Annotated in this window: 17 protein-coding genes, 1 tRNA gene and 1 riboswitch; of the genes, 8 read left to right on the top strand and 10 right to left on the bottom strand. The window is 70.2% G+C overall.

Annotated elements, in window-relative coordinates:
- Window positions 1–17: 17 nt before the first annotated feature.
- Entirely contained in the window at window positions 18–2,285 is a 2,268-nt protein-coding gene (locus ACIA5D_RS41480) for a DUF3488 and transglutaminase-like domain-containing protein (RefSeq protein ID WP_396036053.1), read from the top strand.
- On the opposite strand, the gene ACIA5D_RS41475 is transcribed toward ACIA5D_RS41480, so the two are convergent.
- Window positions 2,243–2,761 carry a GNAT family N-acetyltransferase gene (locus tag ACIA5D_RS41475; RefSeq protein WP_396036052.1) on the bottom strand — a complete coding sequence of 173 codons (519 nt, stop codon included), beginning with the start codon at window positions 2,759–2,761 and terminating at the stop codon, window positions 2,243–2,245. The genes ACIA5D_RS41480 and ACIA5D_RS41475 overlap by 43 nt on opposite strands.
- A gap of 147 nt (window positions 2,762–2,908) precedes the next feature.
- Between ACIA5D_RS41475 and ACIA5D_RS41470 the strand changes: the two genes are divergently transcribed.
- A tRNA-Lys gene (locus ACIA5D_RS41470) sits at window positions 2,909–2,981 on the top strand.
- A 38-nt stretch (window positions 2,982–3,019) separates the two neighbouring features.
- Here ACIA5D_RS41470 and ACIA5D_RS41465 read toward each other — a convergent pair.
- Together ACIA5D_RS41465 and ACIA5D_RS41460 are read right to left on the bottom strand one after the other, a co-directional pair.
- Window positions 3,020–4,738 (bottom strand): DUF4157 domain-containing protein, encoded by a 1,719-nt coding sequence (locus tag ACIA5D_RS41465; RefSeq protein ID WP_396036051.1) that lies wholly within the window; start codon window positions 4,736–4,738, stop codon window positions 3,020–3,022.
- 190 nt (window positions 4,739–4,928) lie between these two features.
- On the bottom strand, window positions 4,929–5,339 hold the full coding sequence (locus ACIA5D_RS41460; RefSeq protein ID WP_396036050.1) for a TIGR03618 family F420-dependent PPOX class oxidoreductase: 411 nt from the start codon (window positions 5,337–5,339) through the stop codon (window positions 4,929–4,931).
- 66 nt (window positions 5,340–5,405) lie between these two features.
- Here ACIA5D_RS41460 and ACIA5D_RS41455 point away from each other — a divergent pair, with 66 nt between their 5' ends.
- A complete protein-coding gene (locus tag ACIA5D_RS41455; RefSeq protein ID WP_396036049.1) occupies window positions 5,406–5,738 on the top strand; it encodes a cupin domain-containing protein in 333 nt (110 codons plus the stop codon).
- A 37-nt stretch (window positions 5,739–5,775) separates the two neighbouring features.
- Complete coding sequence (locus tag ACIA5D_RS41450; protein WP_396036048.1) at window positions 5,776–6,489, top strand: (2Fe-2S)-binding protein; 714 nt, start codon at window positions 5,776–5,778, stop codon at window positions 6,487–6,489.
- Here ACIA5D_RS41450 and ACIA5D_RS41445 read toward each other — a convergent pair.
- Together ACIA5D_RS41445 and ACIA5D_RS41440 are read right to left on the bottom strand one after the other, a co-directional pair.
- Window positions 6,467–7,462: a ribonucleotide-diphosphate reductase subunit beta gene (locus tag ACIA5D_RS41445; RefSeq protein ID WP_396036047.1), complete on the bottom strand. Its 996-nt coding sequence runs from the start codon at window positions 7,460–7,462 to the stop codon at window positions 6,467–6,469. The genes ACIA5D_RS41450 and ACIA5D_RS41445 overlap by 23 nt on opposite strands.
- Window positions 7,462–9,759, bottom strand: a complete 2,298-nt coding sequence (locus ACIA5D_RS41440; RefSeq protein ID WP_396036046.1) for a ribonucleoside-diphosphate reductase subunit alpha — start codon at window positions 9,757–9,759, stop codon at window positions 7,462–7,464. Before ACIA5D_RS41440 ends, ACIA5D_RS41445 begins: the two co-directional genes overlap by 1 nt.
- Before the next feature lie 107 nt (window positions 9,760–9,866).
- Window positions 9,867–10,071: riboswitch (cobalamin riboswitch) on the bottom strand.
- Between the two features lie 71 nt (window positions 10,072–10,142).
- On the opposite strand from ACIA5D_RS41440, the gene ACIA5D_RS41435 reads away from it, so the two are divergent.
- Both ACIA5D_RS41435 and ACIA5D_RS41430 read left to right on the top strand, forming a co-directional pair.
- On the top strand, window positions 10,143–10,421 hold the full coding sequence (locus ACIA5D_RS41435) for a hypothetical protein (protein ID WP_396036045.1): 279 nt from the start codon (window positions 10,143–10,145) through the stop codon (window positions 10,419–10,421).
- 2 nt (window positions 10,422–10,423) lie between these two features.
- Entirely contained in the window at window positions 10,424–11,590 is a 1,167-nt protein-coding gene (locus tag ACIA5D_RS41430) for an McrC family protein (protein WP_396036044.1), read from the top strand.
- Here ACIA5D_RS41430 and ACIA5D_RS41425 read toward each other — a convergent pair.
- The 5 genes from ACIA5D_RS41425 to ACIA5D_RS41405 all read right to left on the bottom strand — a co-directional run bounded on the left by ACIA5D_RS41425 (window position 11,543) and on the right by ACIA5D_RS41405 (window position 16,285).
- Window positions 11,543–12,091 (bottom strand): DUF4352 domain-containing protein, encoded by a 549-nt coding sequence (locus tag ACIA5D_RS41425; protein ID WP_396036043.1) that lies wholly within the window; start codon window positions 12,089–12,091, stop codon window positions 11,543–11,545. The genes ACIA5D_RS41430 and ACIA5D_RS41425 overlap by 48 nt on opposite strands.
- Window positions 12,092–12,202: 111 nt before the next feature.
- Window positions 12,203–13,198, bottom strand: a complete 996-nt coding sequence (locus ACIA5D_RS41420) for an acetamidase/formamidase family protein (protein ID WP_396036042.1) — start codon at window positions 13,196–13,198, stop codon at window positions 12,203–12,205.
- Entirely contained in the window at window positions 13,195–14,580 is a 1,386-nt protein-coding gene (locus tag ACIA5D_RS41415) for an APC family permease (RefSeq protein WP_396036041.1), read from the bottom strand. The genes ACIA5D_RS41420 and ACIA5D_RS41415 overlap by 4 nt, the downstream gene beginning before the upstream one ends.
- Window positions 14,581–14,612: 32 nt before the next feature.
- The gene (locus ACIA5D_RS41410) at window positions 14,613–15,401 is read right to left on the bottom strand and encodes a hypothetical protein (protein WP_396036040.1); all 789 of its coding nucleotides are present in this window, start codon (window positions 15,399–15,401) and stop codon (window positions 14,613–14,615) included.
- Entirely contained in the window at window positions 15,398–16,285 is an 888-nt protein-coding gene (locus tag ACIA5D_RS41405; RefSeq protein WP_396036039.1) for an ATP-binding cassette domain-containing protein, read from the bottom strand. Before ACIA5D_RS41405 ends, ACIA5D_RS41410 begins: the two co-directional genes overlap by 4 nt.
- A gap of 110 nt (window positions 16,286–16,395) precedes the next feature.
- On the opposite strand from ACIA5D_RS41405, the gene ACIA5D_RS41400 reads away from it, so the two are divergent.
- On the top strand, window positions 16,396–17,712 hold the full coding sequence (locus ACIA5D_RS41400; protein WP_396036038.1) for a sensor histidine kinase: 1,317 nt from the start codon (window positions 16,396–16,398) through the stop codon (window positions 17,710–17,712).
- A 38-nt stretch (window positions 17,713–17,750) separates the two neighbouring features.
- Window positions 17,751–18,398: a response regulator transcription factor gene (locus ACIA5D_RS41395; protein ID WP_396036067.1), complete on the top strand. Its 648-nt coding sequence runs from the start codon at window positions 17,751–17,753 to the stop codon at window positions 18,396–18,398.
- Window positions 18,399–18,508: the final 110 nt, after the last annotated feature.

Raw genomic sequence — 18,508 nt, 5'->3', positions numbered from 1 at the left:
CGCGGGTGGTGAGGTGGGTGCGCGCCCTCGTGGTGGCCGCCGCGCTGGCCGGGATGATCGCGCTGGCGGGCGTGGCGCTCGGCCGGATCTACGCGGATTCGCTGCTCGCCCTGCTCGTCGCCGGCGCCGCGCTCGGGTCCGTCGGGCTGGGCGTGGCGGCGCGCAGGCTGCCCAACTGGGCGGTGGCGCCCCTATCGGCGGTGCTGCTGGCCGCGTACACCATCGTGGTCTTGAAGGTGGCCGCAGGCCGCGCCGAGATGACCGGTCCGCTCGTGAAGATCGCCCGGGACTCGCTGGCGAATGGGATTCCGCGGCTGCTCACGGCCATGATCCCGGTCGAGCCGACGCCGGACACGGTGGTCGTGCCGGTGATCGCGGCCTGGCTGGCGGGGCTCGCGGCGGCCGAGGTGGCGGTGCGCGCGGGACGGGTGCTGCTCGGGCTGGCGCCAGTGATCGCGCTCTATGTGGGGGCGCTGTATGTGGTCGGGCCCAACGCCTCCGCGGGGGGCTGGACGACGCTCGGTTTCGCGGGGCTGGCGGTGGTGGCGCTGGCGGCGAGCGCCCGGCCGGCCCAGGTGGAGGCGCCGTCGAAGGTGCGGGGGAGGGCCGCCGCCGGTGCAGCGGCGGGACTGGTGGCGGTGCTGGCACTCGCGGCGGCGATCGGGCCCTGGATCGGCGGGCAGGTCTCGGCGACGCCGGTCGATCCGCGCCGCTACGTACAGCCGCCGCAGGTCGACAGCCTCGACGAGAGCCCGCTCAACCGCATCTCGGGCTGGATGCTGGCCCCGCAACAGCCGCTTCTCGAGGTGTCGGCCAGTGCGAAGAAAGTGAGGCTGCGCCTGGCAGTGATGCCCGACTACGACGGGATCACCTGGCGCGTCGGAGCGACCTACCGCAACGCCGGAAAGGTGCTTCCGCAGCAGCCGCGCCTCGCGGACGCGGCAATTCATGAGGTACGGCAGCAGATCACGATCGACGGTCTCACCGGGCGGCTCCTCCCCGTCGTGCCCACACCCACCGAGATCACCGGTGCCAGGGTCGCCTTCGACGCGACGACCGGCACGGTGATCCGGCCCGAGCAGTTGACCGCCGGGCTGCGCTACGACGTCGTCTCCGAGGAACAGACCCCCGACTACAACCTGCTGCCCACCGCCGACGTGCCCTCCGGCGCCACGGTGGCCCGCTACCTCACGGCCGGCGCCGAGGTGCCCGACCAGATCCAGCGGCTCGCCGACCAGCTCGCCGACGGCAACGGCGCCGCCTACGACCGGGCCGCGGCCATCGAGGACTTCCTCGCCGAGCACTACCGCAAGGTCGCCGACGCGCCGAGCGGCCACGCGTACCCGAATCTGTCCTTCTTCCTCTTCGGTCCCCGCGACCATGGCGGCCAGGTGGGGACGTCGGAGCAGTTCGCGGCCTCGTTCGCCGTGCTGGCCCGGCTCACCGGCCTGCCGAGCCGGGTCGTGGTCGGCTTCGACGCGCCGGCCGCGGGTGGCACGGTGACCGGCGGGGACGCGATCGCCTGGCCCGAGGTGCTCTTCGACGGGCTGGGCTGGGTGCCCTTCGACCCGATGCCGAAGAACAGGAACCCGCGTCCGGTCGAGGAAGACTTCACTCCCAAGCCCACCAAGCCCCCGACGCCGCCCTCCGAACCGCCGCCTTCCGCATCGTCCACGTCGTCGTCGGCGCCCCCGGCCGTGCTCGCCGCCGCGCACGAAGGCGGTCCGGGCGCGGTGGCAGTGGCCGGCGCCGGGTCGGGCTCGCTGCTGCTCGTGCTGGTCGCCGCGGCCCTGTCGGTGGTCGCGATGCGTCGCTCGCTGCGCCGTCGCCGCCTGACGGCGGGCACTCCCGACGATCGCATCGCGGGCGCGTGGTCGGAGCTGAGCGATGCCTTGCGCTTGGCGGGCCGGCCGATGCCGTCCCACCTGGCGGCGACAGAGGCTGCCGCGTACGCGAAAGAGCCGTCGCCTCCTCGACGGAACGGACTCCGCCGCGCCACGCCGGGCCCGGCGCCCGCGTCCTCCGCCGAGCCACCGTTGCCGCCCCTTGATGAGCTCGTCGCGGGGATCAACACGGTCGGCTTCGCGCCCGGGGCGGCCAACGACGGGCAGGCCTCGCGGGCCGGGCAGCAAGCCACCGCGTACGCCACCGCGTTGCGCGCCCGCCGCTCCTGGTGGCGCCGCATCTGGTGGAGCTTCCATCCGGGACCGCTGCGCTGGCGCCGCCGTCAAGTAGCGGAGAATCACAGCCCTTCGGGGGCCGGGTCGTCGCGCAGGCGGCTGTAGAGCATGCCGTCGCGCCATTGCCCGGCCCGGAACTCGGCCGACCGCACCACTCCCTCCAGGCGGAAACCCGCCTTCACGAGGGCCTTCTGCTCGGCCACGTTCTCGACCGCCGTGCCGGCCTGCACCCGCTGGATCGGCATGTGCTCGAAGAGGTACGCGGTGAGCATCGCCTGCGCCCGCCAGCCGATCCCCCGGCCGCGGAACTCCGGCAGCAGCGCGATGCCGATCTCGTAGTAGTCACCCCGTACGCCGAAGCGGCCCTTCAGGTACGTCACCAGGCCCGCCGGCTCGCCGTCCACCTCGACCGCGAGCCGGCTCAGGTCCTCGGTCAGAAAGCCGTGTTCAGCGTGCTCCCGGGCCAGGTGACTGTCGCTGCGGAACCCCACCCAGTTGTGACCCGCGACCTCCGGCTCGTGGTGGAACCGGTGCAGCAACTCCACCTCGTCCGCCCGGATCGGGCGCAGCCTGATATCCATCGGCCAAGGATGACGCATCGACCCACGCAGCGGGCCGGGACCGCTGCGCCGGCATCGCCGCTAAAATTGCGTTGTCGGGCCCGGCGACGGTCCCTACCGTTGGGAGTAACACCCGTGGGCGCTCGACTCGCCCCGGGTCCCCGCCAGGCGCCGCTAGCTCAACTGGCAGAGCAGCTGACTCTTAATCAGCGGGTTCGGGGTTCGAGTCCCCGGCGGCGTACATCGTCCCGGTAGCTCAGCCGGTACATTCATCACCGACTACCGGGGGACGGGGCAGTCGCCGTACAGCATGGCCCACATGTCCTTGCGGTGGCGGAACAGCCATGGGCGGACGCTGTCGTCGTCGGTGTCGCGCCACCACAGATGTCCGGTCATCGGCATGCCGTCCCTGCCACCGATGCCGGCGTCGAAGTCGTCCTCGTTGTCGACCAGGTAGTCGTTGGCCTTGCCGCGGGGGATCGGCAGGTCGGCCGAGGTCGAGGCTCGCATGACCTGCAGCATGTAGTCGAACAGCTCCCGGCCGCCGGGCTCGATCGACCAGTTCACATAGTCGAACTCGCCCATCTGGATCCATGCCCGGTTGTTGGTGCGGCTCAGCGTGTCCTCGATCCGCTTGAGCTGCTCGAGGCAGGCGCTGACCATCGGGCCGATGTAGAGGTTGCTATAGAGGGTGAAGCCCGCGCTCGCGCCGAGCAGGGTGCCACCGGCCGACATAATCGTGGACATGGCGGCCACGCCCTTCATCGCGTCCCCGGAGGACGTCTTGCCGGGGGTCATCAGGTCGAGGGCCGTACGAGCGAGCTGGAAGGCCGCGTACCACTTGTTGACCTTTTCGGCGATTGCTAGCACCCCGCCGACCTTGCCGGAGACGTCGATGATCTTGCCGGGGCCGGTGCCGCCGAGGAAGCGCAGGCTGTCGGAGAAGGCCAGGGCCTCCTCGATGGTCGATTTCGTGGTGAGCGCGGTGTCGAGAACGGTGGCGATCGCGTCGGCCGTCTTGAGCAGCTCGCTTTCGCTGCCGGCTCGGAACGCGCTGCGCTGGCGTTCGCGCAACGCGGGCTCGGCCCCCGCCATCGCGGCCTGGACCTTCTGCATCTCGTCGACGATGGCGCGGACCCGCCGGGCGGCCTCGGCCGCCTGCTCCGAGCGCATGCTGTTGATCGCCTTGGCGTACCTCTCGAACCAGTCCCGCAGGACCTTCTCGTTGCCCTTGTCGAACGGCTCGGAACCGCCGCCGGCCCAGATGTTCTCGTTCTCGCGGGCGGCCTTGACGATCTCGGCCACGTCGGTGGGCGCGGCCAGGCCGTCCTTGGTGTTCTGGTTGGCCTCGTCCTGCAGCACGGCGGCCCAGTAGCGGATGACCATCGCCGCGCTCTGGTAGTTGCCGATGTTCTGGAACTCGCCGAGCTCGAAGGGGGCCGCGATTGCCGTGTCGTCGGCGGGGGCCGGAGCCTTGGGCTGGCGCTGGATCATGGGGCCGGAAGTTGGGGAGACTGGGCCGTCGACGCCGGCGGCGGCCACCGCGGCCTCGCGCTCGAACCGGTCGCCGGGGTCGCTCACGGCCAGGCCCTCGGGCTGCAGCGTCCCGCCGGCCGGGCCACCGCGCTGCTGGGTGACGTGGGTCAGCTCGTGGGCGAGGGTCTGCCGGCCGGCCCTGCTCGCCGGGTTGTACGCCCCGGCGCCGAAGACCACGTCGTGGCCGACCGTGAACGCGCGGGCGTCGACCGAGGCGGCCGCCGCCTCGGCCGTGGGGCCGCGATGCACCCGCACGTCATCGAACGAGGCGCCGAGCTGGACCTGCATCTGGGCCCGCAGCGCCGGATCGAGGGCCTCGCCCTGGCCGGTCAGCAGCTGGGTGACGGCCCGGTTGCCGGCGTAACGCTGCACCACCGCCGCGGGGTCGGCCGGGCGCTGGATCACGGGGCCGTCGTCACGGACGGCCTCGTCCGACTTGCTCGGGCGACCGGGCTTACGCACGTCACACCTCCGGGCGGGCCGGACCGACAACTCATCGTAGGTGCCCGGCGCCTGCCCGCCCATCGGCCGGAAAGACTCCCGCGGTGGTCGCGCCGAGCGCGACCACCGGGTCGCCGGTGCCGGGGAACGCCGCGCCATGCACCTCATCACACCGCGCGGCGACGTCCCAATGCGCGTGGGCGGCCGGGGTTCAGCTGCCGTAGACGCGGGACGGGCTGACGAGGACGGCCGCGCGGCGTTGCTCGCGCATCGTGCGGTCGTACTCGTCCCAGTTGTCGTGGGTGCCGCCGGCGGCGGTGAAGATCTCGCGGAGCAGCAGCCGCAGTTCCTCGGCGTCGAGCTCGTCGGGGCCGGCTATCTCGGCCCGGCCCTCGACGGTCGCGTACCGCCAGCCGTCACGGAAGGCGACGGAGAGCTGGGGGCGAGCCCGCAGGTTGGCCAGCTTGACCTTGCCGTACGTGACGAAGGCCAGGCGGTCGCCGATGATGCCGGTGTTCACCAGCGAGGACTGGATGGTCTGGTCGGCGCGCAGCGTGGAGACGATGGCCAGGCCGGAATCCCGGCGGCTCAGCTCCCAGGCGGCGGACAGGGTGATAGCCACCTCGGAAGCCTAGATCGGGACCTAAGTCCCTGTCGCCCGGGACCGCCGGTGGACGACGCTTCAGGCGTGGACAAGACATCCCTGACCGAGCTCGCCGAGAAGAATCTCACCGAGGCTCGCAACGCTCACAGCGGGCGTAGCGCGCACACCGTGCACGGCGGGCACGCCAGCACGTTGCGCCAGACGCTGATCGCATTGATCGCCGGGCAACGGCTGGACGAGCACGAGAACCCGGGCGAGGCGACGCTGTACGTGCTGACCGGGCGGGTGCGGCTGACCTCGGGCGACGACGGCCAGGACGCGGGCGCCGGTGACCTGCTCATCATTCCGGACGCGCGGCACGCGCTCGAAGCCCTTCAGGACAGCGTCGTGCTGCTGACGGTGGCCAAACTGCCCTGATTAGGGTGGTGGGGTGACCCCATCGGAGGCCCTTCGGGTGGCGGCGGCGCTCGGGCCCTACTTCGCTTGGGAGCCGTGGGACGGCGGTAAGGAATGGCGTCCGCTGAGCGAGTTGCTCGACGCCGACGTCGTGGCGGAGCGGGTGGGGGTCGCCCGGCGGACGCTGGTGCGGATGTCTGGGCTGAGCGTGGACGAGATCGGCGAGCGTGAGGTCGCGTCGATCACGTTTCTCGGCTGGGCGTCGCGGCTGGTGTCGCCGCCGCTGGGGGCGGTGGCTCGCACGGGGGTGCTGCCCCGGGCGGAAATCGGGCAGCTGTGGTGGCGGCCGGTCGAAGGCGGGCCGCTGCCCGTCGCGTACGAGTCGGCCGGTGTCGGGGATTTTGATTTTTCCGCTGTCGAGGCGCTGCTGCAGGTGGTGAGCAAGCGGTTCTCGTTGCCGGAACACCTGCTCTGGGGAAACGTCGCGTCGGCCCTGGGCGGGGCCGCGGGGATGATCGCGGACGCGGCGCCGGAGCATGCGGGGCGCGCGGCGGCGGTGGTGGAGGCGCTGCTGGAAAAGGTGCCCCTCCACGGAACCGCGGTGTTGGAACGGCCCGACCCGGAGTGGGAGCGGTGGTTCCTGGTGCGGCGGAACTGCTGTTTGTACTACCGGATTCCCGGTGGCGGGAAATGCGGGGACTGCGTGCTGACGCCGGAAGAGGTCCGGCGTCAGCACTGGGATCGCCTGCTCAGAAATCGTCGTCGAAGCTGACCGAGCCGGTCACTCCCACCTGGTACGCCGAGACGCGGCGCTCGAAGAAGTTGGAAAGCTCCTGGACGTCCTGCAGCTCCATGAAGGCGAACGGGTTCTTGCTGCCGTAGAGCGGCTCGATGCCCAGGACGGCCAGGCGGCGGTCGGCCACGTGCTGCAGGTATTCGCGCATGTCGGCGAGGGACATGCCGGAGACGCCCTGCTCCAGAAGGTCCGCGGCGAACTGGACCTCGCAGTCGACGGCCTCGGCCAGCATGTTCCGCACCTGGGTTTCCAGGTCGGCGTCGAAAAGGTCGGGCTCCTCGGCGCGTACCTGGTCGACCACGTCGAAGGCGAAGGCCATGTGCATGGACTCGTCGCGGAAAACCCAGTTGGTGCCGCTCGCCAGGCCGTTCAGCAGGCCCCGGGAGCGCAGGAAGTAGACGTACGCGAAAGCGCCGTAGAAGAACAGGCCCTCGATGCACGCGGCGAAACAGATCAGGTTGAGCAGGAAAGCCCGGCGGTCGTCCTTCGACGACAGCGAGCGCAGCTCGAAGATCGAGTCGATCCACGTGAAGCAGAACTCGGCCTTGCGGGCGATCGACGGGATGTTCTCGACGGCGGCGAAAGCCTCGAATCTTTCGGATTCCGACGGGACGTAGGTGTCGAGCAGGTTCAGATAGAACTGGACGTGCACGGCCTCCTCGAAAAGTTGCCGCGAAAGGTAGAGGCGGCCCTCGGGCGAGTTGACGTGCTGGTAGAGGTTGAGCACCAGGTTGTTCGTCACGATCGTGTCGCCGGTCGCGAAGAACGCGACCAGGCGCGAAACCAGGTGCTGCTCGGCGGAGGAGAGGCGGGAGAGGTCGGCCAGGTCGGAGTGCAGGTCGACCTCCTCCACGGTCCAGGTGTTCTTGATGGCGTCCTTGTAGCGGTCGAAGAAGTGCGGGTACTTCATCGGCCGCAGGGTCAGGTCCATTCCGGGGTCGAGCAGCATTACTGGCAGGCCTCACATGACTCGGGGTTTTCCAGGGAACAGGCGACCGCCTCGACCGGCGCGATGGACACCGTCGCCTGCTGTATGCGCGTCGCGGGGCGCGAGCGCAGGTAGTACGTGGTTTTCAGGCCGGATTTCCAGGCGTGCAGGTACATCGACGAAAGACGGCCGATGGTGGGCGCGCTCAGGAACAGGTTCAGCGACTGCGACTGGTCGATGTAGGGGGCGCGGGCGGCGGCCAGGTCGATCAGGGCACGCTGCGGAAGCTCCCACGCGGTGCGGAAAATTTCGCGTACGTCGGCCGGCAGATCGGCGATGCCCTGCACGGAACCCTCGGCCCGCTTGATCTGCTCTCGGATCGGCGCCGTCCACAGGTTGCGCGTCTTCAGCTCGCGTACCAGATAGGTGTTGATCTGGAGAAACTCGCCGGACATGGTTTCGCGTTTGAACAGGTTGGACACCTGCGGCTCGATGCATTCGTAGCAGCCGGCGATCGAGGCGATGGTCGCGGTCGGGGCGATCGCGACCAGCAGGGAGTTTCGCAGGCCGGTCTCGGCAACTTTCGCTTTCAGCGCCGCCCACCGGTCGGTTTGGACGGGCGAGACTCCCCACAGGTCCGGGTGCAGATCACCCTGGGCGGCGCGGGTTTTCTCGTACGCGGGGTTGGCGCCGAATTCCGTGGCCAGAGCCGCCGAGGTTTCCAGGGCGGTGAGGAAAATTTCCTCCTGCACCCGGGTCGAAAGCTCGTTCGCATCCGCGGAGTCGAACGGCAGGCGCAGCGTGAAGAACGCGTCCTGCAGGCCCATGAGGCCGAGGCCGACCGGGCGCCAGCGGGGGTTCGAGGCGGCGGCCTGCGGCGACGGGTAGTAGTTGATGTCGATGACCCGGTCGAGAAAGACAACCGCGGTCCGGACCGTCGAACGCAACCTTTCCCAGTCGACGCCGTCGGCGGTCACGTGGGCGCCGAGGTTGATCGAGCCGAGGTTGCAGACCGCGGTCTCGTCGTCGCTGTTCACCTCGAGAATCTCGGTGCACAGGTTGGAAAGGTGGATGGTGTTGCCCGGCGCGCCCGTCTGGTTGGACAGCGCGTTGGAGCGGTCCTTGAAGGTCATCCAGCCGTTGCCGGTCTGGGCCAGGGTGCGCATCATCCGGCCGTACAGATCTCGGGCCTTGACGGTTTTTACGGCCTTTTTCTCGGCGTTGCGGTAGGCGAGGTCGAACTCCTCGCCGAACAGGTCGGGGAGCTCGGGCGCGTCGGAGGGGTCGATCAGCGACCAGTCCTCGTCGGCCTCGACCCGGCGCATGAACTCGTCGGGGATCCAGTTGGCCAGGTTCAGGTTGTGCGTGCGGCGGGAGTCCTCGCCGGTGTTGTCGCGCAGCTCCAGAAACTCCTCGATGTCCGGGTGCCACGGCTCGAGGTAGACGCAGGCCGCGCCCTTGCGGCGGCCGCCCTGGTTGACCGCGGCCACGCCGGCGTCGAGCGTCTTGAGGAACGGGACGATGCCGTTGGACTTGCCGTTCGTGCCGCGGATCAGCGCGCCCCGGCCCCGCACGCGGGTCCAGGAGATGCCGATGCCGCCGGAGAACTTGGAAAGTTTCGCGACCTGGTGGTAGCGCTCGTAGATCGAGTCGAGCTCGTCGCGCGGCGAGTCGACCAGGAAGCAGGACGACATCTGGGTGTGCCGGGTGCCGGCGTTGAACAACGTCGGTGAGCTGGGCAGATACGCCAGCGACGACATGAGGCGGTAGAAGCCGATCGCCTCGGCCGGTGTCTCGGACAGGCCGCAGGCGACGCGCAGCAGCCAGTACTGCGGCGTCTCGACGACGGTGCGCAGCTGGGGATGGCGCAGCAGGTAGCGGTCGGCCACGGTGCGCAGGCCGAAGTATTCGAACCTCCGATCCGCTGCCGGGTCGATCGCGTCGTCGAGCTTTCGCGCGTTGCGGGCCACGAACTCAGCGGTCGCGTCGCCGATCAGGCCCAGGCCGTGGCCGTAGCGGATCGACTGGCTGAAGCTGGCCACGCCTTGCAGCCGCACTTCCTTGTCGACGTACGCCGAAAGCAGGCGCGCCGCGAGCCGCGAGTACTGTGGCTCCTCGCCGATCAGCTCGGCGGCCGTCTGGATGGAAAGTTTGTCGAGCTCGGCGGTGGTGGCGCCGTCGTAGAGCCCGCTGATCGTCTTGGTCGCGACCCGCAGCGGATCGACCTCGTCCAGGCCGGCCACCCACCGCTCGACCGCCCGCACGATCTTGTTGACGTCGACCGGTTCCAGGTCGCCGTTGCGCTTGCGCACCTGCATGTCCGTCCCCCTCGTCGTGGTGAAGGACGCGCAGGAGGACGCCACCGGCAACGAAAGCCGGCTGATGGCGTCGGCCGTCCCGCGCGGCCTTCGACCGCCGCATACCGGGCGGCATGCGGCGCGCTGGCAGGTCTTCGGACTCGTGGGCATGACACGTACGCCTACCGGCCGTCGCTTCCCAGGCCCGGGCCCAGTGCTCGTGACGGCTTTCGTTCCCACTTACCGCTGCGGGGCAGTCCCGGATTTCCACCGGGTTCCCTCTTGCCTCGACCCTCCGCATCGGAGGGCCGAACCAGCTGCGAGAGACACCATATATGGGTACGGGGGTGCCAGTGCAACCCCAGATGATGTGTCGGCGTGTCGCGTCATGGAGATCACCGCGCGTGTGCGAAGCTCGGGCATCCGGTAACTGGGGGAGGGCACGACGTGACCGACGAGAGGCCTCCGCTGAGGAGATCGGCCGTCATCTCGCGGGGGCGGGCGGCAGGGTCGAAACGGTACAGTTTCACCCGTCGTTCTCCTACGAGGACTTCATCGAAGGGCTGCGGCCGGTGCCGGGCGATGGTGGCCTGCCGTACCTGACCGAGTACTGGTTCGAGCATCGGTCGCGGCTGAACGACCTCGACGCGAGCGTCGCCAAGATGCTGTCCGAGGAAGCCTGACCGTGGAGGTGGTGGAGTACCGGGCGGCGGCCCTGCCGTTGGCGCCGGCTGAGCTCGACTACCTGCTCGGTCTCGTGCGCGCTGCCTCCGGGCAGCGCGTTCTGCAGAGCATCGCGCCCACCCGCGAGCCGGGCATCTTCGAGGTGACACCCGGGCCGTTCGTCGGCCGGCTCGGCCTGCCCTCTGGGCGATGGATCGACTTCCGGAGCCGGTTTCCGCTGACCGACGTCGTCGAGCTCATCCGCCAGTCCGGCCGGCGGCCCGTCCTGGCCGGCACCTTGCCCGCGGACGCCGTCGCGAGCCGGTTCCTCGCCGACGCCATCGCGCTCGCGTTCGCCCGGGAGGTCGAGCACCTGGTCGGCCGGGGCCTGGCCAAGGGGTACGTTCCGGTGCGCCACGTGCGCCCGCCGTACCCGGGGCGCCTCGATGTCGCCCATCACCTCGGGAGGCTGGGCGCCAGGCCGGACAAACTCGCCACGATCGCCCGGCGTCTCACCGTCGACGTCAAGGAGAACCGGGCGCTCGCGGCGGCGCTGGACGTTCTCGTGCGGGTCCCCCTCGCCCGGGAGTCCGCGACGCGGCTGGCCGCGCTCGGGCCGGCGTTCGGCCGGGTCTCGCGCGAGCCATGGCGGGCGGACGACGTCGGCCGTATGCATTTGACGAACCTGACCGCGCACTACCGGAACGCGCTCGCGCTGGCCGAGACGATTCTGCGGTCCCAGTCGATGGCGCCCGCGTCGTCGGGGCTCGCGGGCGGCTCGCTGCTGTTCCACATGCCCAAAGTCTGGGAGACCTACGTCGCGCAGTGGCTTCGCCGGAAATGGCCGCACCACGATGTGCGCGCACCGTATTCGTTCCCGCTGACGAAAGACGGGCAGAATGCGGAGGCCGACGCGACGGTCTGGGATGGCGACCGGCTCGTCGCGCTCTACGACGCCAAGTACAAGTGGCCCGACCACGCGCCCGACCGGGCCGACGTCTACCAGATGGTCACCTACTGCGAGCGGCTCGCTCTCGCCGAGTGCACGCTGGTCTATCCGGTCGAGGCGGCCCGGCCGGCCGTGACCGTCGGCTCGCGGACGGTTCACGTGCTCGGGCTGATGCCGAGCCTGGAGCACGGCCTAGCTCAGCCGGACCCGCACACCGGCGGTGAGGAACGAGTCGCGTAGCTCGACCGCGGTCAGTTTCGTGCCGGTCGGGACGTCGAAGACCAGCGTTCCCTTCGCCGAGCGTCCGGGGCCGATCTGTTCCAGGAACGCCTGGACGCCCGGGTTGACCGGGAACTCGGCGCTGTCGTCGTTCGGGTACGCGACGTTCTTCGCGTCCAGCGCTGTCTGCGAGCCGCCGGCGAACGTTCGCGCCTCGATTCCGAGGTTCTTGACCGTCACGCCCACCAGGCAGTACTCGCCACGCGCTCGCCGCACGACGGCGTCATCGCCCAGGGTCCTGCTGCCGCAGGCGGCCTGGGTGACGGTGAACTCGAGTTTTCCGTCCCGGACCGGGGTGTTCATGCCGGCCGACTTCGGCTCGGGCCTCGGCGCGGAGACCGGCTCGGAAAGTGAATGGAAATTCGCCAGCGCTACGCCAGACACGCTCAGGGCGAAAAGGACGGCGACGGCGACGATCAGGAGCGGGTCCCTCTTCCGCTTCGGCTGCGGCTCTTGCGACACGACGATGGCTCCATGCGGGCCGGTGCAGGGCTGGTGAGCGCGGCCGGCCACCAGCCCTGGAGACCGGCCGCACATACGCCCAACGGCGTTCGTCGCTGCCGGGGAGTCGCCCTAACGGCTGACTTCGCGTGCCGTCTGTCGGAGGCGGGCGTGAATGCCCTCGTACGCGTCCACGCCGCCGAGATACTTCTTCCGGACCTTCGCCAGCATCGTGTAGTTCGGGTCGCACACGTTTCCGACGGGAGCGGTGCCGGCCTGGCTGATCAGTTGATAGGCGTCGAGGGTGTCGAGGCCGGTCATCTCCGCGGTCCAGGTGATCAGGTCGTGCTGGCTCATGCGGTAGGCGTCCTCCAGCGGGCGTGCGGAGCCGGCCGACATCAGCGCATCGTCGGTTTCGAAACGCGGCGTCGGTGTGGCCGCGCCCTTGATGACGTCGAGGATCACCACCGTGTTCATGGCGGCCTCGACGGCCGTGCCGCACACCTCGCCGTCGCCCTGGCGGCAATGGCCGTCGCCGAGGGCGAACAACGCGCCGGGCACGTTGACGCCGAAATACGCGGTGGTGCCCGCCCGTAGCTCCGGCGTGTCCATGTTTCCGCCGTGCACGTCGGGGACGATCGTCATCCTCGACTCGAACGCGGCCGGCGCCACTCCCGCCGTACCGTGCATGGGATCCAGCGGAAGCTCCATGCTGAAGTCGCCGCGCCGGGCGTGATAGCGCACCCAGCCGGCGTCGACGTCCACGTCGTAGCGCCAGACCACCTCGTCGAGCGGCGGATGCAACGTGGCCGTGGTGTGGGTGCCGGTGAGCGCGCCGAAATGCGGAAATGTCGACGAGACCGCCCAGTCCCGGGCCGGCGTGATGGCGACGAAATGCACCGCGAGGGTGTCGCCGGGCTCGGCGCCCTCGACGAAGAACGGGCCGGTCACCGGGTTGAGATAGGGAAACTCGCAGACCACCGACGGCAGGTCGGTGACGTCCCGGACGAGGCCGCCGAAGCAGTCCTCGGTGTACAGCTCGACGATCGTGCCGGGCTTCACGCTGCGGACCGGCTCGCGCCCACCGAACGTGTACGACAACTCTGAAACATCGGGTACGTACTTCACGACTCGCTCCCTTGCGAGAGACCGGCGAGCTGCGGGCGCCGGCCGCTGACGTAGAACGAGATCAGCACTATCACGCCGATGCCCAGCCAGATGAAACCGAGCGTCTGCGCCGCGATGTCCGCGTTGATCACCACGTAGAGCAGGATCAGGAAGCCGAGCACCGGGACGACCAGGTGCCGCAGCCAGTCGCGGCTGTGCTGCCGCACCACGTAGTGCACCACCACGGCGACGTGCAGCGCCAGGAAAGCCGTCATCGCGCCGAAATTCACCAGGGTGGACAGCAGCGAGATGCCGTCGTCGCGCGACGCCATGTAGAGGCCAAGCGCCAGGGAGACCGCGGCCACCAGCAGCGTGGCGTTGGCGGGAACCTTGTGACGCTCGTTGATTTTCGCGAGGAAACGCGGCATCTGGCGGTCGCGGGCCATCGCGTAGAGCAGGCGGCTCGTGGCGGCCTGCGCGACCAGTGAGTTGGCGAAACCCCAGGCTATCGCGGTGGCCAGGGCGGTCAGGCTGGCAAGCCAGCCACCGCCGGCGGCACGGGCCGCGTCGTAGAAAGCGGTCCCCTCGGGGTCACCGTTCGCCAGAAGACCAGGAGCATCGGGTACGAGCAGAGCGGCCACCCAGGTCTGCACGATGAACAGGGTGCCGGCCAGCAGGAGGGCGCCGACCATGGCGCGGCCGATCTGGCGCGCGTCCTCGCGGCTTTCTTCGGCGAGCATCGAGATGCCGTCGAAACCGAGGAACGAAAGTACGGCGATGGAGACCGCCCCGAAGACGACCGACCATTCGAAGGTGTCGGCGTTGAACAGCGGCGCCCAGAAACCCGCATCCGCGTGGACCTTCCCGGAGAACAGGGCCCACAGGCCCACGACCAGGAAGATCGCAAGGATGATCAGCTCGGCCACCAGCATCAGCTTGTTGACGCGGGCGGTCATCTGGATGCCCAGATAGTTGACGACGGTGTTGAGCAGGACGAACGCGACCAGCCACAGCCACACCGGTATCCCCGGCACCAGCGAGTGCATGGCCACGCTCGCGACCAGATAGAGCAGGCCGGGGACCAGCACGTAGTCGAGCAGGATCACCCACCCCGCCAGGAAACCGACGGGAGGCGCGATGCCGCGCCCCGCGTAGCTGTAGACCGAGCCGGCCATGGGAAAGGCGCGGACCATCTGCGAATAGGAGAGCGCCGTGAACATCATCGCGATCATGCCGATGACGTACGCGAGCGCGACCATGCCGCCGGAGCCGCTGTAGACGCTTCCGAAGATCCCGAATGGTGCGATCGGCACCATGAAGATCAGCCCGTAGATCAGCAGGTCGGTGAAGCTCAGCGATCGGCTGAGCTCCTGCCTGTAACCGAACTGCTCGAGTTCTGCCACGGCGTGAACATTATTGCAAATGTTTCGATGGGTCACGCGTCCCTTCGGTTGAAAAGGATCAGCGCCGCGGCCAGCGAAAAGGCGGTGAAGGCGGCGAACACGGCGGCCGACGGCCAGCGGGAGAGCATGTCCAGCTCGGTGGCGCTGCCGCCGGACGCCTCGCCCGCGAAAGTCACCAGCTGCATGCCCGCGGTGAACGGCAGAAACCTGGCGTACGGCGCCACCCAGTCGAACGACGGGACGAACTGCAGCCGCAGGATCACCTGCTCGACCAGCATCGGGACCGCCAGCATCACCACCAGCGGGCCGGGCACGCCGCGGAACAGCTGGCCCAGCGCCACGCCGACGACCGACCAGAGCAGCGTGAGCAGCACGTATCCGGTCAGGATCTGGCCCAGCGGCGGCTCGGTCAGGTCGGGGAAGTGGTGCCACGCCAGGATGCCGGCGGCGAGGTTCAGCGCCAGCGAGGCGAGGGCGACCAGCACGGCCGTGGCGCCGACCACGAACACTTTCGCGACCAGCAGCGGGGTGCGTCGCGGCATCGCGGTCAGCGTCGGCTGGATCGTTCCGTACCGGTAGTCGTGGCCGGTGGCGAGGATGCCGACGGCCGCGACGAACGCGGCCAGCAGGGGGATGGGCAGCGAGGCGCCGCCGGCCGCGGCCACGTCGGCGACGATCTCGGGGGTCAGGGGAAGGGTGCGCGACCCGTACGCGAAAAGCAGCGATGCCAGCGCGCTCAGCGCAAGCCCCGAAGCGAGAAGCCAATAGGTGGACCGGAGGGTGCGCAGCCGCACCAGCTCGTAACGCAGCGCCTCGCTCATAGCGTGTCGTCTCCCGTGGCGGTCATGAACGCGGCCTCGAGCGAGGCCGTGCGGGTGGTCAGCTCGTGCAGGACGATCCCGGCGCGGAACGCGGCCTCGCCCACCTCGGACGCCTCGATGCCGGAAACCCGCAGCGCTCCATCCTCGAAAGTTTCTGCGGCGACGCCCTCCGCGCTCAGCGCGGCGACAAGTGAATCGGCATTCGGGCTGCGCACGACGACGGTCGAGCGGGTGAACTCGCGGACGAAACCGTCCACGTCGCCCTGGTAGATCATCCGGCCGCGCCCGATCACCACGAGCCGGTCGGCCATCAACGCCATCTCGGGCAGCAGGTGGCTGGACACGAAAACCGTGCGGCCCTCGGCGGCCAGCGACTTGAGGATGTCGCGCAGCCATTGGATGCCGTGCGGGTCCAGGCCGTTCGCCGGCTCGTCCAGGACCAGCGTCGCGGGGTCGCCGAGCATCGCCTGGGCCAGGCCGAGCCGCTGGGCCATGCCGAGCGAGAAACTTCTCGGCTGGTGCCGGGCCACGTCGGCCAGGCCGACCATCTCGAGGACCTCGTCGACCCGGGCATAGTCGATGCCGCTGCCGGCCGCGAGCATGCGCAGGTGATTGCGGGCGCTGCGGGTCGGGTGAAACGCGCGCGCCTCGAGCACCGTGCCGATCTCCCGCATCGGCCGCCGGATGGTGGCGAACCGGCGGCCGTCGAACAGCGTCTCGCCCTCGCCGTGGTCGAGGCCGAGCATCAGCCGCATGGTGGTGGACTTGCCGGCCCCGTTCGGGCCGAGGAACCCGGTCACCGTGCCGGGCGTCACCTCGAAGGAGAGGTCGTCGACGGCGGCCCGGTCGCCGTACCTCTTCGCGAGCTTCGTTGCCGTGATCATAGGGGCGACGGTAGGGAGGCCGGGTGGTCGCGGGCATCGGTCCGTCGGCAGGCACGGCCCCTTACTTTCGTCAGGTTCGCGGGCGCCCGGCGGCTTTGTATCGTGAGGTGATGTGGCTGTTCACGCTGGTCGTCGCGGCCGGGCTGGCGCTGGGAAGCCTGCTGCCGGTGAGCACCGGATGGGCGCCTTTCGTGATGGTCGTGCTCGCCTACGCGGCCGGCCGCCGACTGGCGTCGCTGGCGCGGGCGGTCGCGGTGTTCACGGCCGTCGCGGTCGCCGGGCTGGCACTGGCTGTCGCGCGGACCAGCGAGCCGATCTCGGCGTGGTCGACGATGGCGCTGGTCGAGCTGTTCGCCGCGGTGCTGCCCTGGTGGGCCGGGCGCTACCAGCGGCTGAACGCCGAGCGGCGGGAACGCGAGCACGGGATCGTCGCCGAGCAGGCGCGGTTGCGCGAACGGGCCCGGATCGCCCAGGACATGCACGACACCATCGGGCACGAGCTCGCGCTGATCGCGCTGCACTCCGGCGCCCTCGAGGTCGGCGCGGGCCTGACCGACGCGCAGCGCAAGACCGCCGGCGAGCTGCGATCGCATGCGGTCCGTGCCACCGAGCGGTTGCATGATCTCGTACGGGTGCTGGGCAGCTCCGACGCGGCGGCCGGCCAGGTGCCGCCGGACGAAAGCATCGAGGACCTGGTGGGGCGGTCGGCGGCGGCCGGGATGCCGGTGCGGCTCGTGCACGAGGGCGCGGCGCCGCAATGGCCGCCGATGACCCGGCAGGCCGCGCACCGGGTGGTGCGGGAGGCGCTGACCAACGCGGCACGGCACGCTCCGGGCGCTGCCGTGGTCGTGACCGTCGCGGCGGATCGGATCGCGGTGGAGAACGAGGAGGGACCCTCTGCGCGCGGCCGCGCCGGGAGCGGACAGGGGCTGATCGGGCTGGCCGAGCGGGTCCGGCTGGTGGGCGGGCAACTGTCGGCGGGACCTCGGCCCGGCGGCGGCTGGCTCGTGCGCGCGACGCTGCCGGCCGACTCCGCGCCGGCCCGGCCGGCCTCCTTCGACGTGGCTGTCAGCCGGCGGATCACCCGGCGCCGGCTGCTCCAGACCGCGGCGCTGCCGGTGGGCGTCGTGCTCGCTCTGCTTGCGGCCCTGGTCGCCGGGCAGGTGGCGACGGTCCGGCGCACCGGGCTCGCCGACGACCGGTACGCCTCGCTGCGCATCGGGCAACCGCAGGCGCAGGTGGAGCCGCTGCTGCCGCCCGAGGTCGCGCAACGGTTCCGGCTGGTCGACGAGCCGACGGCGCCGGCCGGCTCGACCTGCCGCTACTACCACGCCGGGGACGCGCTGACCGACCTCGAGCCGCAGGTCTACCGGCTGTGCTTCGCCGGGGGCGTGCTGGTCGCCAAAAACCGGCTGGACAGGGCCTGAGCACGGTGACTCCGGAAAGTGCGCCGCATGCCGTGCCCCTGATTCGCGTGCTGATCGCCGACGACGAAGCGATGATCCGGGCCGGCGTGCGGGCGATCCTCGCCTCCGACGACGGCATCGAGGTGATCGGGGAGGCGGCGGACGGGCGGGCAGCCGTGGAGCTGGTCCGGGCGCACCGGCCCGACGTGGTGCTGCTCGACATCCGGATGCCGGGGCTGGACGGGCTGCGGGCCGCCGAGGAGATCGCGACCGTGGCGCCGGGCACGGCCGTGGTCATCCTGACCACGTTCGGCGACGACGAGAACATCGGGCGGGCCCTCGCCGGCGGGGCGGCCGGCTTCCTGCTCAAGGCGTCCGACCCACGCGAGCTGATCGGCGCGGTGCACGCGGTCGCGGGCGGGGCGGCGTTCCTGTCGCCGATGATCGCGCGGCGGGTCATCGACGGCTACAGCGACGCCGCCCGCGCCGCCACGGCGCGGGCGCGGCGGCGGGTCGAAGGGCTCACCGATCGCGAGCGGGAAGTGCTGGCGCTGCTCGGCGCGGGGCACTCCAACGGCGAGATCGGCAAGGCCCTGCATCTGGTCGAGGGAACCGTGAAGGCGCACGTCAGCTCGATCCTGATCAAGCTGGACGCGCGCAACCGGGTGCAGGCCGCGGTCGTCGCCCACGAAGCCGGGCTGGTCTGACATCGTCTGGCGATAGACGCGCACTTTTGATGACCGGCGGGGCATTCGGCCCCGCCGGCCGTTGACTCTTGACGTATTTCGATGTTTGGATCTGTTCAGGAGGTGTGCGG

Origin of the sequence: Actinoplanes sp. NPDC051513 (assembly GCF_044454685.1) — a bacterium.
Classification (GTDB): Bacteria; Actinomycetota; Actinomycetes; order Mycobacteriales; family Micromonosporaceae; genus Actinoplanes.
Note: the sequence above shows the minus strand (reverse complement) of the source record. Positions and strands in the feature narration are given on the sequence as shown.